Genomic DNA, 14,902 nt, shown 5'->3' on the forward strand with positions numbered 1-14,902 from the left:
GTCAACCAGGGAAGGGTTTTCCGGCCTTCAACCTGTGGGGAGGGTCACGCCGGCACCGTGAGACCAGTGTTCAACTGGACTGGTTTTTTGGCTTACTCTGAAAGCACGCCCCCGCCACCGGAGTCGATGGGCCAGCGGACCACCACACCGCGACTCACCAGCACCGCCCGAACCAAGGGAGTGACAGTGCCGAAACTCGTCTACGACTTCGCCGAAGGCAACATGACGATGAAGGAGTTGCTCGGCGGAAAGGGGGCGAATCTCGCCGAGATGACCAATCTCGGCCTGCCCGTGCCACCGGGCTTCACCATCACCACCGAGGCCTGCAAGGCCTACCTGCGGACCGGCTCGGTCCCGCCGGAACTGGCCGACGAGATCGACCACCACGTCGACGTACTACAGCAGAAGATGGGCAAGAAGCTCGGTCAGGCCGACGACCCGTTGCTGGTTTCGGTGCGGTCCGGTGCGGCGGCGTCGATGCCCGGCATGATGGAGACCGTCCTCAACGTCGGCCTGAACGACGACTCGGTGAACGGCCTCGCGCACCAGTCGAGCAACCCGCGGTTCGCCTGGGATGCCTACCGGCGATTGATCCAGATGTTCGGCAAGACCGTGCTCGGGATGGACGGTGAGGTGTTCGAGCAGGCGCTCGACGCGGCCAAGGACGCCAAGGGCGCGAGCACAGACCTCGAACTCGACGCCGACGACCTGAAGGGTCTGGTCGAGACGTTCAAGCAGGCCGTGCACGACCACACCGGCCGCGAGTTCCCGCAGGACCCGCGGACCCAGATGGACCTGGCGATCGAGGCCGTCTTCGGCTCGTGGAACTCCGAGCGCGCGATCCTCTACCGCCGCCAGGAGCGGATTGCCACCGACCTCGGTACCGCGGTCAACATCTGCTCGATGGTGTTCGGCAACCTCGGAATGGACTCCGGCACCGGCGTCGCGTTCACCCGCGACCCTTCGACCGGTCAGCCCGGCGTGTACGGCGACTACCTGCAGAACGCGCAGGGCGAGGACGTGGTGGCCGGCATCCGGAACACGGTCCCGCTCGCGGATCTCGAGCAGATCGACAAGACGTCGTACGACGATCTGATGACGATCATGGCGAAACTCGAGGGGCACTACCGCGACCTGTGCGACATCGAGTTCACCGTCGAGCGCGGCAAGCTGTGGATGCTGCAGACCCGGGTCGGCAAGCGGACCGCGGCGGCGGCGTTCCGGATCGCGACCAGCCTGATCGACGAGGGCGTGATCGACACCGACGAGGCGCTGCGCCGGGTGAAGGGCGCGCAGCTCGCGCAGCTGATGTTCCCGCGGTTCGACGCGGACGCGGACAAGGACCTGATCACCAAGGCGATCGGCGCGTCGCCCGGCGCGGCCTCGGGCACGGTCGTGTTCACCTCCGCGGCCGCGGTCGAGGCGGCGGACAAGGGCGAGAAGGTGATCCTGGTCCGGCGCGAGACGAACCCGGACGACCTGCACGGCATGATCGCCGCGCAGGGCATCCTGACCAGCCGCGGCGGCAAGACCTCGCACGCGGCCGTGGTTGCCCGTGGCATGGGCAAGACCTGCGTCTGCGGCGCCGAGGAACTCGACGTGAATGTTGCCCAGGGCACCATCAAGGTCAACGGCACGGTGATCGAGGCCGGCGAGACGATCTCGATCGACGGCACCACCGGCGAGGTGTTCCGCGGCGAGGTCCCGGTCGTCCCCTCACCGGTCGTGCAGTACTTCGAGGGTTCGCTGTCCCCGGACGCCGGGGACGAACTCGTGGCGTCGGTGCACCGGTTGATCATCCACGCCGACGAGGTACGGCGGCTCGGCGTACGGACCAATGCGGACACCGCGGACGACGCGGCCCGGGCGCGCCGGTTCGGCGCCGAGGGGATCGGGCTCTGCCGGACCGAGCACATGTTCCTGGGGGAGCGGCGCGAGTCGGTCGAGCGGTTGATCCTGGCGGACAACGACGCCGATCTCGAGGCGGCGCTCGCGGAGCTCGAGCCGTTGCAGCGTGGCGACTTCCTCGAGTTGCTGGCCGCGATGGACGGGCAGCCGGTGACGATCCGGTTGATCGACCCGCCGTTGCACGAGTTCCTGCCGTCGATGGAGGACCTCGCGGTGAAGGTCGCGCTGGCGCGCGAGCGTGGTGAGGAGCTCGGGCACGATGCCGCGCTGCTGACCGCGGTCGAGCGGCTGCACGAGGAGAACCCGATGCTCGGCCTGCGTGGGGTCCGGCTCGGCCTGGTCGTCCCGGGCCTGTTCGCGATGCAGGTGCGGGCGATCGCGTCGGCGGCGGTGGAACTGCGGGCGCAGGGCAAGGACCCGCGGCCGGAGATCATGATCCCGCTGGTCGGCGCGGTCCAGGAGCTGCATCTGGTCCGGGACGAGGTGGAGCGCGTGCTCGCCGACGTCGGTGTCGACTGGATCATCCCGATCGGCACGATGATCGAGCTGCCGCGGGCCGCGGTGATCGCGGACCAGATCGCCGAGGCGGCCGACTTCTTCTCGTTCGGGACGAACGACCTGACCCAGACCACCTGGGGCTTCAGCCGCGACGACGTCGAGGGCGCGTTCTTCTCCCGCTACCTGGAGAAGGGCATCTTCGCCGTGTCGCCGTTCGAGTCGATCGACCGCGAGGGCGTCGGCGCGCTGGTTCGCACCGGCGTCGACCGCGGCCGTGCCAGCAAGCCCGACCTCAAGCTCGGCATCTGCGGTGAGCACGGCGGCGACCCCGACAGCATCCACTTCTTCCACGAGGTGGGCCTGGACTACGTCTCCTGCTCCCCGTTCCGCATCCCGGTCGCCCGCCTCGAGGCCGGCCGCGCAGCCCTCGACTGACCGGCGCCGTTCGACGGGATATCCCAGTGGGTTGTCCCTTCCCTCCCTCGGATACGGGCGGAGAAGGGACAAGTCCGGCGGATATCTGGGTCTCCTGCTCACTGTGTGGGTGGTGGCCGACGTGCCGCGTCCTCGTCGGAGGCCGGATCCGTTGACCTGAGACAGTTCGTGGTGGGCGGGGAATCTGCAACATCAGGTCCCCGCCCACCACGTCCTGTGTGAGACCCCCGGCCAACAGCGGGATCGGTGCGACCTCGGACAGGTACCAGGAACCGCGGACACGGCACAACCTGTCCGACGACCCCAAATGGTGGCCCAGGCCCCGCAGATCCGCACCGATCCCACCGTCAGCCCCACGAACCCGCCCCGGCTCTCGCTCCGCCGTGTCCCGCCCGGCTCCCGCTCCGCCGTGTCCCGCCCGGCTCCCGCTCCGCGCTGTCCCGCCCGGCTCCCGCTCCGCCGTGTCTCGCGGTGCGGTCGTATGGGTGCGGCCGGAGGCTGATGGGGCGCAATTGGAGGCTGGGATGTGCAAGGTCGACAGGAGGTGTCGGCCCCAGCCCGGCCGGGCCAGCCGATCTCAGGCGTGAACGCCTCGTCCGAGCGGCGCCCTGGACCGACACCACCTGTCGAGCTGCACACCGGCCAGCCTGGCTCACCTCGCCCACACGTCCAGCAGAAAAGCCGGATATCCCCTCGAATGGTCGGGCCGGGTTGCTGCGTGGACTGCTTGACAGCGGGCAGGTGTGACCGTCCGTAGAGCGGGATCGGGGTTCTCAGAGACTGGATCGAACCGGCGAACACTGTGGGTTACGGGTGGGAGCTGTCCGCGTAATTTCCCTTAACCAACCCCTTGCGTAAGCGCTCGCCGGCTGGTGAGAATAACCGGGCGGGAAGGGCGATCACTCGTCGACTTTCGGGTCTGACCTGAACCAGCCGCTGTGGCGGCTCGTGACTCCCTTCCCGCACCAAATCCTCTTGTTTTCAAGGCCGTTGTAGGGTTTCGGTATGGCCTTCTATGTCGTGCAGTTGCGCTTCGACCTTGCCGAGTCCGACCGCCGGATGGAGGTCCGTCCGGCCCACCGCGAGTACCTCACCGAGCTGAAGGCGGCCGGCAAGCTCATCGCGGCCGGACCCTTCACCGACCAGACCGGCGCCCTCCTCGTGTACGACGTCGCCGACGAGGCCGAGCTCCGCGACATCCTCGCGAAGGACCCCTACACCCCGGCCAACGTCTACGAGCTCGCGACCCTCGCGGAGTGGGAGCCGCTCTTCCCGATCAGCTGAGCGAGCCCAGCAGGGCGAGGGTCCTGGCCCACCCCTGCCGGAGCGCGGACTCGTTGGCCGCGCGATTTCCGCCGAGGTGGAGCGGGCGCATGAGTACCGGATGCACGAGCGTCGTCCCATGCGGAAGGTACGGCGCTCCGCTGACCCCGTGCCCGGCGCCCTGCACGACCAGGGCCTGATGCGGGAACCGGTTGTGTGCGCTGTCGAGCTCACGGACGATCTGCGCTGCCGCGTACTGCGACTCCCACAAGAGGTCACCTGTGCCGGCGATCGCCAGCACCGGGCCGCTGATGTGGTCGACCGGTATCGGCTCGTCGCCGACTGGCAGCGCCCGGCCGTGCAGCGTCCAGGGCACGCCCTGGTTATCCGGGAACGAACCGTTGATCTTCGCGCTCGGTGCGTAGAGCACGGCCCCGTGAACCAGGTTCGGGAAGTTCTGGCTCAGCAAGAGGGCAGCCTCGGTCCCTCGGGACCCGCCTACAGCGATGACGTGCGCGGGATCGACACCGGGTTGACGGGCCAGCCAGTGGGCAGCCGACGCGAAGTACTCCACTGGGATGTTGCGCAGATCGGTCGGCAGACCGGGCGCGTGGAAGTAGGCCAAGGCCAGTGTGGGATACCCGTGCGATGCCAGCAGGTCCGTCAAGGGCGGTGAGGCCACTCCGCCTTCGGACCCGCCGATCAGCACGACTGCGGGGTGCTTGGCCTGACCGGCGGGCGGAGCGACGTACACGCCGCTGATCTTGTCCTTGGCCAGGGTGACGGGTCTCGTGGTGACGCCCCGGCCCAACCACTCTCGGGTCAAGGTCGTGCGCGCCACCTCGCGGCCGTCCTTGCGGACCAGGACGTCGACCTGTTCGACCGGGCGATCGTCCACGGTCGGTGGGGTGAACGTCTGCTGGTCGGGGTCGCCGTTCGGTGGGTTCATCGACCAGAACAGGCCCATGCCGTCGGTATTCTGGTAGCTGCCGCCGGAGGGTTGGGCGCGGTCGAGGTCGACGGTGCCGTGGTCATCGGAGGTGAAGGTCGCCTCGGCGTGCCACTTCTTGCCGTCGCGGTCGACCGCTTCGGCGCCGACCGTGACCTTCGCGTGGGGCTCGAGGTCGGTCACCGTCAGGTGGACAGCCTGGTCGGCGAGGGCTACCGGGTGATCGACGTGAATGGCTGGGTGGTCGGCACCGGACGAACACCTAGCCGCGACCAGGCAGACAACTGCGGCGCTCAGATAGATCCGGTGCATACCTCAATAGTCGCGCTGCTCCGGTTCACCGGGGCGTCAGACGTCGGCGGCTTCCAGATCCAGGTGGTCGACGTAGGCCCAGAGCCAGACGAGTGGCGCGAGGACCAGCTCCGGTTCGCCGTCTTCGTCGGCGATGAAGATCATCGACGCCTGGCCGTTGGAGATGTCCTCGATCACCGCGTCGCAGGTCTCGAGCGCGACCTCGAACGGCAGCAGCGGCGGCCCGTTCTCCCAGCGTGGCTGGGGGAGTGGGAGCACCGGCGCCTCGTCGGTCCCGTCCAGCTCGACCGAAACCTTCTGCAGCTCCTCGTAGAGGTCGAAGGTGATGAGTCCGGCGAGCGGACGGCCGTCGAGGCCGATCAGGTACGGGTCGTCGCCGCCCTCGCGGTAGTTGTCCCGGAGATCCGGCAGCGCGGCCTTCAGATCCGAGGCTTCGAGGTACGGCGCTTCCGCCGGCTCCTCCTCTTCGATCTCGGTCAGCCCGCTGCGCATCTGGTCGAACTGATGCAGCAGCCCGTTCAGCTCGTCGTACGCCCCGCCGCCCGGTGCCTTCTGCGCTCGCGCCTCCAGGTCCCGCAGGTGGTCGACCAGGTCGTCCTCGAAGTGCAGCTCGTACCGCGGTAGGCCGGGCTCGCGGCCGGCGTTGAGCTGCGCGACCAGCTGGGTCGACACCGGCCCGAGCCGCTCGGCCAGCACCTCCAGCGGCGTGGTCGGCTTCTCCTCGTCGTCGTGCGCGCAGGAGTCGTCCTCGCCCTTGCCCTCGCCCTCCATCGCGACCAGCACCTGGAACGCCGGGAACGCGACCAGCGCCGCGGTCGCCATCATCCCGTCGCCGATCAGCATCAGCGGGTTCCCACCGGCTTCGGTCCGGCGCAGGTGATCAGGCATCAGTACGGCGGCCTGCTCGACGTTCACCTGACTCGCCAGCGAGGACAGCCCGTGGTCGCTGTCGACTCCGAGGAGCTCGACCAGCCGCTCGGAGCTCAGGTCGAAGTTCGAGCGGAGGTAGTACCGCAGCCAGCCGGCGTCGACCGGGCTGGACAGCAGCTCGGCGACCCTGGCCCGGAAGTCGGCCAGGTCCGCGATCGCCAGCACCACCAGCACCGGCTGGTCGCCGTCGCCGATCACCAGCGGGCGGGTGTCACCGTTCTGGAACCCGTCGATCACCTGGTGCAGGCTGTCGGCCGCAGCCTCGAGCGGCCAGGACTCCGCCTCGAACTCGTTCACCACCGCAGCGGAGGTGTCGTCGGGCATCTGCTGGTCCTCTCCGAGTGGCGGCGGGAGTTGGAGTAACTGTAGGCGGCTGCTGGTTCGACGGACGGTGAGGGGTCGACCGGGGCCCGGTGTGCGGGCCGACGTGACATTGGCTACGCTGACACCGGCGGGTCGATGCAGAGGTATCTCACATGTGAGATAAGGTCCGGCGCATGACCGATGACTACCTGAGCCGGATCGGAAACCTCATCCGGGACGCCCGCAAGCATCGCGGCTGGACACAGACGCAACTCGCGGAAGTACTGAACACCAGCCAGAGTGCGGTGAACAGGATCGAAAAGGGTCATCAGAACCTCACCCTCGAGATGCTCGCCCGGATCGGCGAGGCACTCGACTCTGAAATTGTCTCTCTCGGTGGGGGCCCGGTCCACCTTCGTGTCGTCGGCGGCCTGCGGTTGTCCGGATCGATCGACGTGAAGTCCAGCAAGAACGCCGGGGTCGCGCTGCTCTGCGCCAGCCTGCTGAACAAGGGCCGCACCACCCTGCGCAAGGTCGCGCGGATCGAAGAGGTCAACCGGCTACTCGAGGTGCTGAACTCGATCGGCGTCCGGACCACCTGGCTGAACGACGCCGGCGACCTGGAGATCGTCCCGCCGGCCCACCTCGACCTGGGCGCGATGGACGCCGAGGCCGCCCGCCGGACCCGCTCGATCATCATGTTCCTCGGCCCGCTGCTGCACCGCGAGGACACCTTCCAGCTGCCGTACGCCGGTGGCTGCGACCTGGGCACGCGGACCGTCGAGCCGCACATGGCCGCGCTGCGGCCGTTCGGCCTCGAGGTGAAGGCGACCGGTGGTGAGTACCACGCGGTGGTGAACCGGGCGATCACCCCGGGCAAGCCGATCGTGCTGACCGAGCGCGGCGACACCGTGACCGAGAACGCGATCATGGCCGCGGCCCGGTACGACGGCGTCACGGTGATCCGCAACGCGAGCTCGAACTACATGGTCCAGGACCTGTGCTTCTACCTCGATCTGCTCGGCGTGCAGATCGACGGCATCGGCACCACCACGCTGACCGTGCACGGCAAGGCCGAGATCGACGTGGACGTCGACTACGCCCCGTCCGAGGACCCGATCGAGGCGATGAGCCTGCTCACCGCGGCGATCGTGACCGGCTCGGAGATCACCATCCGGCGGGCGCCGGTCGAGTTCCTCGAGATCGAGCTCGCGCTGCTGGAGGAGATGGGGCTCGACTACAGCCGCAGCGCCGAGTACCTGGCCGAGAACGGCCGGACCCGGCTGGTCGACCTGACCACCCGGCCGTCGAAGCTGCACGCGCCGATCGACAAGATCCACCCGATGCCGTTCCCCGGTCTGAACATCGACAACCTGCCGTTCTTCGCGGTGATCGCGGCGAAGGCGACCGGGCAGACGCTGATCCACGACTGGGTCTACGAGAACCGTGCGATCTACCTGACCGACCTGAACAAGCTCGGCGGCCGGGTCAAGCTGCTCGACCCGCACCGGGTGATGGTCGAGGGCCCGACGCACTTCTCCGGCACCGAGATGATGTGCCCGCCGGCGCTCCGCCCGGCCGTGGTCACGCTGATCGCGATGATGGCCGCGAAGGGTACGTCGGTCCTGCGCAGCGTCTACGTGATCAACCGCGGCTACGAGGACCTGGCCACCCGGCTGAACTCGCTAGGCGCCCAGATCGAGACGTTCAGGGACATCTGAGTCCTGCAGGCTCTGTTGGTCTTGCAGGAAGGCGACGGCCTCGGTGATCACCTCCGGATCCATCATGATCCGGCGGTGACCGAGGCCGCTCGTCGCGAGGAAGTGGGCCTGCGGCCCGTAGGCCCGCAGCAGGACCCGGGCCTGGCGGGGATCCACCACGTCGTCCTCGTCGTTGTGGATCACCAGTAGGTCGACGTCGCCGGTGGCCACCGAGAACCTGGTCCAGATCTGGTCGTCACCGTCGAAGTAGCGGCGCTCGATCGACCGCCGGAGCACCTTGTTGATCTTCGGCCCCAGTCCGAGCTCATGGCAGAACGCGTCGGCCAGATAGCCGAAGTCGGCGACCCCGCTGATCATCACCAGCCGCTTGGCGGCGACCCCCTCGCGGACGGCGTACAGGGCGAACGGGACGCCGAGGGAGTGGGCGATCACGCCCTCGAACGGGCCGTGGCGCTCCTCGAGCCGGCGGATGATCCGCTGGTGGCCGAGGATCGAGACGATCGGCCCGGGGGAGTCGCCATGGCCGGGAGCGTCGTACGCGACCGGGCTGTAGCCGAGCTCGAGCAGCCTGGTGACGAAACCGGCGTACCGGGACGCACGGGAGCGCCAGCCGTGCACGAGCAGGACCGGGCGGCGGCCGTCGCCCCACGCATAGCTGACGACCCCTTCGACGACCTCGACCCGCGCGGCCGCGTGGATCATGCGTTCGGAGTCGCGGACCTGGCCGCGGGCCATCGGGCGGCGCCACAGCTCGAACGCGAGGCGCCCGGCCAGTCGGGGTGACAACGATCCGATTGTCGACAATCCGGTGTTGATCAGCTTCTTCATGGCGCTCCTTGGCTGGCAAACTATACGAACGGTCGTATTATTAGTTTGTCAGGGCCTGGACGTCAACACCCTTAGGATCGGTAGTCGTGGAGAAGGTGGACGGACGCTTGGTGCGGGGTGATCAGACCCGCCGCGCGGTGCTGCGGCGGTCGGTCGACATCGCCTCGGTCGACGGGCTCGAGGGACTGTCGATCGGGCGGCTCGCGACCGAGCTGGGGATCAGCAAGAGCGGGCTGTTCGCGCACTTCGGGTCGAAGGAAGAGTTGCAGCTCGCGACGATCCGGGCCGCGCGCCGGATCTACGCCGACAACGTGGTGACACCGGCGTTCGAGGTCGAGCCCGGGGTCGGGCGGGTCTGGGCGTTGAGCACGCACTGGCTGGAGTATTCGCAGCGCCGGGTGTTCCCGGGCGGGTGCTTCTTCCAGAAGGTCTCGCACGAGTACGCCGCCCGCGAAGGAGCGGTACACGATGCGCTCGCCGCCGTGCATCGCGAGTGGATGGACCTGATCGAGACCGCGATCGGTGCAGCGGTCGAGCGGGGTGAGTTGGCCGCAGACCCCAAGCTGTTGGCCTTCGATCTCAACGCGTACTACGAAGCTGCGAATCTCGCGTCGATCCTGCTCAACGACGACACGACGTACGACCAGGCGCGTCAGGCCGTCCGGGCCCGGCTGGAGTCGGCGGCCGTCGCCGGTACGACGCTGCCCTGGTGAATCGGGAGATCGCGGCGCCAGCGGATCGGTGACGCGATGAGGACCAGTCCGGCGAGGGGTACGCCGGCGGTGGTGATCCAGAGTGCGGGGCCGAGACCGAGGGTTTGGCCGAGCGTTCCGCCGAAGAGTGCGCCGAGCGGGATCGTTCCGTAGTTGACGAACGACGTTGTCGCAGCCAGGCGGCCGAGCAGTTCTGGTGGGCAGTAGGACTGCTGGAAGGTGGCCTTGACGACGTTGCCGCCGACAACGCCGAGGCTGACGCCGAACCCGCCGGCGAGGTAGAGCCAGGGGCTCACCATGCTCAGCGGGATGAGCAGTGCGAGGGTCGGCAGGCCGAGTTCGCACAGCAGAAGCGCTCGGGCGGTGCCGAAGCGTGCGGCCAGGCGACGGCCGGCGAAGGCGCCTGCGACGCCACCGCTAGTGGCCGCGGCTACCAGGGCGCCGACCGTGCCGGCGGACAGACCGGCTTCACGGACGAGGAAGACGACGACGATCGCCTGGTAGCCCATCAGCGCGAGGTTCGAGATCGCGCCGAACAGGGTGAGGGTGCGCAGCCAGACGTCCTTCGCGACGTAGCCGATCCCGAGCTTGATCCCGGCCCACAGGCCGGCTTCGTGGTCGACGGCCGTGTCCTGCTCCCGGTACCGGATCGCCGACAGGCAGGCGAGTGCGACGAGGAAGGTGGCGGCGTCGATGAACAGCGCGTTCGCCGGGCCGGCGAGTTGGACCACCAGCCCGCCGCAGCCGAGTCCGACGATCTGTGCGGCGGACGCGCTGCCGTGCAACTTCGCGTTGCCCTCGGCGTGATCGGCCGGGTCGATCAACCTGGGCAGATAGGCGGTGTACGCGGTCTGGAAGAGGACTGTGGAAGCTCCGGCGACGATCGCGACGGCCAGCAGGAAGCGGATCGTCAACAGGTCGGCGAGCGCTGCGATCGGTACCGCGGCGAACAGCCCGAGCGAGGCGATGGACGAGGCGAGCATGACCGGGCGACGGCGTACGCGGTCGACCCAGGCGCCGGCCGGAAGCCCGATCAGCAGCCACGGCGCCCAGGCGGCCGCGGTCAGCACGCCAACCTGGAAGGTAGTTGCCTGAAGCATTGAGATCGCGATCAGCGGCAGCGCCACCGACGAGGTCGCGCTGCCGAACCGGCTGATCGTCTCGCCGATCCAGAGCAGCCGGAAGTCCCGATGCCGCCGCAGCAGGCTCACGATCGACGCGGGAACGACTGCAGCTGGACGATCACCCGTTCGGCGTTGTCGCCGGTGGGTTCCGCCCCGGTGTAGCGCTCGATGACGGCACCGATCTCCTCGTTGAGCCGGTGCAACTGCTCCGGGGTGAGGCGGAGATCGCGCCAGTCGGACAGCGCGGCCGCGTGCTGCCACTCGCCCGGCCAGTTCTCGTCGACGTACGCGCGGACGCGGTCGAAGTACTGCTCGACCAGGCCACGCAGGTAGACGTCCAGCGCGCGGCTGGTCTCCGGATCGTCGCGGAACTCGGCCGGGTCGAGCACGGTCGGGCCCGGGATCCGCCACCAGCGCTCCCGCTTGGTCCCGCGCTCGACATCCTCCTCGAGATAGCCGTGCTCGGCGAGCAGCCGGAGGTGCCAGCTGATCGTCCCGGTGTTCTCACCGAGCCGCGCCGCCAGCGTGGTCGCCGTGGCCGGCCCGTCGAGCTCGACCGCCTCCAGGATGCTCATCCGGAGCGGGTGGGCCAGTCCGCGCAGACTGCGGGCATCGATCCGTCGCATGCTTGCAGAGTAATCTCTGCAGAGAAGTCTCTGCAAGAGATTTCGGTAACTGTCGGTGGCCGCCTGTAGCTTTTGGCGCATGCGGCCTCATGTGGTGGCTCAGCTGGCGGTCTCGCTGGACGGGGTGACGTCGGGATTCGACGTCGACCTCGCGCGGTTCTACGCGCTCGCGACGTTGTGGCAGGAGGACGTCACGCTGGTCGGCGCGGACACGATCCTCGCGCAGGAGACCGCCGTACGGGCCGCTCCCCGGCCGGGTCCGCGGGCGGATGGTCCGCTGCTCGCGGTCGTCGACAGCCGGGCGCGGGTCCGGGAGTGGGAGGCGCTACGGCAGCTCGGCTACTGGTCCGACGTCCTCGCCCTGTACGCCGATCAGACGCCCGCGCGACCGCCCGACGCGACGACCCGCGAGCTCGTCACCGGATACGAGCAGGTCGACTTGGCCGAGGCGCTTGAGGTTCTCGGCGACCGTGGAGTCCAGACGGTCCGCGTCGACTCCGACGACGCGCTCGTCAACGCGCTTCTCGACCTCGACCTGCTCGACGAGCTGGCCCTCCTGGTGCATCCGGTGCTCGTCGGGATCGGCCGACCCTGGTGTGACACGCGCCGCCTGCCGCTGCGTCACGCCAACACCGAGGTCTTCGAAGGAGGCGTTGTCTGGCTTCGCTACTGCGTCTCGACGTGACGACCGCTCTGGCGATTCACGCTCCTCAGGTGAGTTCGTCAGAGCGGCCGGCTTCGAGGCGTGACCACTGAGAGATGGGACGGCCGTCGGCGGTCAGCCCGCCGACCTCCCACTGTTGTGGCCAGCCGGCGGGGGAGTCTTCGTGTGCCTCCTGTTGTCCGTACACGGTGAGGTCCATCAGCGAGTAACTGTTGTCCATCGCTTCGACGCCGCGGATCGTGGTCCACCAGGTCTCGAACACGCGGTCCTCGTCGCGGACGTAACACACGATGTGCATCATGTTGATCTTCCGCCCGACCAGGAGGTCGTCGAGGGAGTCCACGGCCGAGTACCACGGCATCGGCCAGCCCATGAAATCGCGGTAGCGAACGCTTTCGGCGTACGGACCCTGACAGAAGACGGCGTACGTGATGTCGCGGGAGTGCAGGTAGGACAGTTCTCCGACGTTGCCGTTGCACCAGGTGCAGCCCTGGCACTGCTCGGCGGCGGGGTGGCCGGGGTGCCACATGAAGTAGTACGCGATGAGCTGCTTGCGCCCTTCGAAGGCGTCGAGCAGGGTGAGCGGTCCGTTGGGTCCGGTCAGCGTGAGGCCGGCATCCACCTCGACCATGGGCAGTCGCCGCCGGGCCGCCGCGATCGCGTCGCCCTCGTGGGTGTGCGCCTTCTCGCGGATCCGCAGTGCGTCCACCTCTGCCTGGTAGGCCTCGCGATGGACGACCGGAGGCAGGGCGGCGGTTGTGCTGTCCTTCATGGCTCGTCCCGTCGTTTGCCTTTGTGTTCCTCAGGTTCCCAATCTTCCCAGCCGCATGCACGGCGTGAGTTGTTCACCGAACTGTCGGTAATGGCCGCTACTGTGAGCAGTGATGAGGAAGCAGCATGAGTGGTACGACGAGCATGACGCGGAGCGATGGGTCGCCGAGCCGGTCAAGCGGCCGGGGCGGACCGCGTTCGCGCGTGATCGTGCGCGCGTCCTGCACAGCGCGGCGTTGCGCCGGCTGGCGGCCAAGACGCAGGTCGTGACGGCCGGTAGCGACGACTTCGTCCGCAACCGGCTGACCCACAGCCTCGAGGTCGCGCAGATCGGCCGCGAGCTGGCCGCGACCATCGGGTGCGATCCGGACATCGTGGACGCGGCCTGTCTGTCCCACGACCTCGGTCATCCGCCGTTCGGCCACAACGGTGAGCGGGCGCTCGACCAGCTCGCGGCGGACATCGGCGGCTTCGAGGGGAACGCACAGACCCTGCGCCTGTTGACCCGGCTGGAGTCCAAGACGTTCGACGCGGACGGCCGCAGCGTCGGCCTCAACCTCAGCCGCGCCACCCTCGACGCCGCCACCAAGTACCCGTGGCCCCGGCGTCCGGGCGAGCGCAAGTTCGGGGTGTACGACGACGATCTCGCGGTCTTCACCTGGTTGCGCCAGGGCGTCGGCGAGCGGCGCTGCCTGGAGGCGCAGGTGATGGACTTCGCCGACGACGTCGCCTACTCGGTCCACGACGTCGAGGACGGGATCGTTGCCCACCACATCGATCTCGCCGCGGTCGACGCGGACCGGGCGCCGTACTGGGAGATCGTCCGGCAGCTGTACTTGCCGGAGGCAACCGATGCCGAGCTGGACGAGGGCTGGCACCGGCTGACATCGCTGAACTACTGGCCGCGCGGTCCGTTCGACGACAGCCGGCGGGCGCTCGGTGGGCTGAAGGATCTGACCAGCCAGTTGATCGGCCGCTTCGCGACCGCGGCCGAGCAGGCGACGCATGCGGTCTTCGGGCGCTCGCGGCTGATCCGTTACGAGGCGGATCTGGTGATCCCCGACGGGGTCCGCGTCGAGATCGGTCTGCTCAAGGGCGTCGGGATGTTCCACGTGCTCAACTCACCCGAACGCCAGGCCCGCCGGGCCTCCCAGCGTCAGTTGCTGACAGACCTCGTCGAAGCCCTGTGGAAGACGGCGCCACGCCATCTGGACGCCGCCTTCCGAGCCGACTTCGCCGAGGCGGCCGACGACAACGCCCGCCTCCGCGTCATCGTCGACCAGGTCGCCTCCCTCACCGACCCCTCGGCTCAGGCCTGGCACGCGCAACTAGTCCGCTGACCCCACCCAGCACACCCGCACGCCCGCCGGCACATCCGCCCAGCCGTGTCGTCCGGCGCTGCGAGCCTCGGGCCCGTCCACCACGCTCATCCGCCGACGCCCGTCACTCCGGGGACCGGCCGAGTCTTCAGCCTGATCTCCCGGACCGCGTAGCACGTTCGGCACGTCGGCCCGTGTACCTGACCGCGACGGTGTCAGCGGCCAGGAGCCGTGGGATGTGGTTGTGGGAAGGGCTTGGGCTCAGGGGTTGTGGCAACTGCGATCGCCCTCGCGCACCCGGGTCCTCAGGCCCCCGATCCCGGCACGCCGGGTCCCCGGCACGCCGGCTTCCCAAGACACTGGCATCCCGGGATTGGCGTCCCCACTTCAGGGGTTGCCCCCTCAGCTGGTGGGTTGCCTCCTGGTTATCCGAGGGGGCAACCCACCAGCTCGGGGGACAACCCCTCGAATGATCAGGCGGTCAGCGCTCCCGAACGCTCTCCTCGCATCCCAAAGGCATTGGGTGACTCGATCGTTG

At 68.6% G+C, this 14,902-nt stretch carries 12 protein-coding genes; 6 read left to right on the forward strand and 6 right to left on the reverse strand.

Features of this window, described 5'->3' with window-relative positions:
- The first annotated feature begins 126 nt into the window (after nucleotides 1-126).
- Both ppdK and OG558_RS26860 read left to right on the forward strand, forming a co-directional pair.
- Complete coding sequence (gene ppdK, locus OG558_RS26855) at nucleotides 127-2,841, forward strand: pyruvate, phosphate dikinase (protein WP_405065493.1); 2,715 nt, start codon at nucleotides 127-129, stop codon at nucleotides 2,839-2,841.
- Between the two features lie 1,005 nt (nucleotides 2,842-3,846).
- Nucleotides 3,847-4,125: a YciI family protein gene (locus OG558_RS26860; RefSeq protein WP_405065494.1), complete on the forward strand. Its 279-nt coding sequence runs from the start codon at nucleotides 3,847-3,849 to the stop codon at nucleotides 4,123-4,125.
- On the opposite strand, the gene OG558_RS26865 is transcribed toward OG558_RS26860, so the two are convergent.
- Nucleotides 4,118-5,365, reverse strand: a complete 1,248-nt coding sequence (locus tag OG558_RS26865) for an acyl-CoA thioesterase/BAAT N-terminal domain-containing protein (RefSeq protein WP_405065495.1) — start codon at nucleotides 5,363-5,365, stop codon at nucleotides 4,118-4,120. The two genes, OG558_RS26860 and OG558_RS26865, sit on opposite strands and share 8 nt — an antisense overlap.
- Before the next feature lie 36 nt (nucleotides 5,366-5,401).
- Nucleotides 5,402-6,619: a hypothetical protein gene (locus OG558_RS26870; protein ID WP_405065496.1), complete on the reverse strand. Its 1,218-nt coding sequence runs from the start codon at nucleotides 6,617-6,619 to the stop codon at nucleotides 5,402-5,404.
- 173 nt (nucleotides 6,620-6,792) lie between these two features.
- Here OG558_RS26870 and OG558_RS26875 point away from each other — a divergent pair, with 173 nt between their 5' ends.
- Nucleotides 6,793-8,319 carry a UDP-N-acetylglucosamine 1-carboxyvinyltransferase gene (locus OG558_RS26875; protein WP_328522255.1) on the forward strand — a complete coding sequence of 509 codons (1,527 nt, stop codon included), beginning with the start codon at nucleotides 6,793-6,795 and terminating at the stop codon, nucleotides 8,317-8,319.
- On the opposite strand, the gene OG558_RS26880 is transcribed toward OG558_RS26875, so the two are convergent.
- The gene (locus OG558_RS26880; protein WP_405065497.1) at nucleotides 8,284-9,147 is read right to left on the reverse strand and encodes an alpha/beta hydrolase; all 864 of its coding nucleotides are present in this window, start codon (nucleotides 9,145-9,147) and stop codon (nucleotides 8,284-8,286) included. The two genes, OG558_RS26875 and OG558_RS26880, sit on opposite strands and share 36 nt — an antisense overlap.
- Nucleotides 9,148-9,233: 86 nt before the next feature.
- Between OG558_RS26880 and OG558_RS26885 the strand changes: the two genes are divergently transcribed.
- A complete protein-coding gene (locus tag OG558_RS26885) occupies nucleotides 9,234-9,860 on the forward strand; it encodes a TetR/AcrR family transcriptional regulator (RefSeq protein WP_405065498.1) in 627 nt (208 codons plus the stop codon).
- On the opposite strand, the gene OG558_RS26890 is transcribed toward OG558_RS26885, so the two are convergent.
- Together OG558_RS26890 and OG558_RS26895 are read right to left on the reverse strand one after the other, a co-directional pair.
- Nucleotides 9,800-11,071: an MFS transporter gene (locus OG558_RS26890; protein WP_405065499.1), complete on the reverse strand. Its 1,272-nt coding sequence runs from the start codon at nucleotides 11,069-11,071 to the stop codon at nucleotides 9,800-9,802. The genes OG558_RS26885 and OG558_RS26890 overlap by 61 nt on opposite strands.
- Entirely contained in the window at nucleotides 11,068-11,610 is a 543-nt protein-coding gene (locus OG558_RS26895) for a helix-turn-helix domain-containing protein (protein WP_405065500.1), read from the reverse strand. Before OG558_RS26895 ends, OG558_RS26890 begins: the two co-directional genes overlap by 4 nt.
- A gap of 79 nt (nucleotides 11,611-11,689) precedes the next feature.
- Between OG558_RS26895 and OG558_RS26900 the strand changes: the two genes are divergently transcribed.
- Nucleotides 11,690-12,295: a dihydrofolate reductase family protein gene (locus OG558_RS26900; protein ID WP_329475389.1), complete on the forward strand. Its 606-nt coding sequence runs from the start codon at nucleotides 11,690-11,692 to the stop codon at nucleotides 12,293-12,295.
- A 25-nt stretch (nucleotides 12,296-12,320) separates the two neighbouring features.
- Here OG558_RS26900 and OG558_RS26905 read toward each other — a convergent pair whose 3' ends face one another.
- Nucleotides 12,321-13,046, reverse strand: a complete 726-nt coding sequence (locus OG558_RS26905; RefSeq protein WP_405065501.1) for a DUF899 family protein — start codon at nucleotides 13,044-13,046, stop codon at nucleotides 12,321-12,323.
- 112 nt (nucleotides 13,047-13,158) lie between these two features.
- Between OG558_RS26905 and OG558_RS26910 the strand changes: the two genes are divergently transcribed.
- On the forward strand, nucleotides 13,159-14,385 hold the full coding sequence (locus OG558_RS26910; RefSeq protein ID WP_405065502.1) for a deoxyguanosinetriphosphate triphosphohydrolase: 1,227 nt from the start codon (nucleotides 13,159-13,161) through the stop codon (nucleotides 14,383-14,385).
- The last annotated feature ends 517 nt before the right edge of the window (nucleotides 14,386-14,902 follow it).

Origin of the sequence: Kribbella sp. NBC_01510 (assembly GCF_045040325.1) — a bacterium.
Taxonomy (GTDB): Bacteria; Actinomycetota; Actinomycetes; order Propionibacteriales; family Kribbellaceae; genus Kribbella.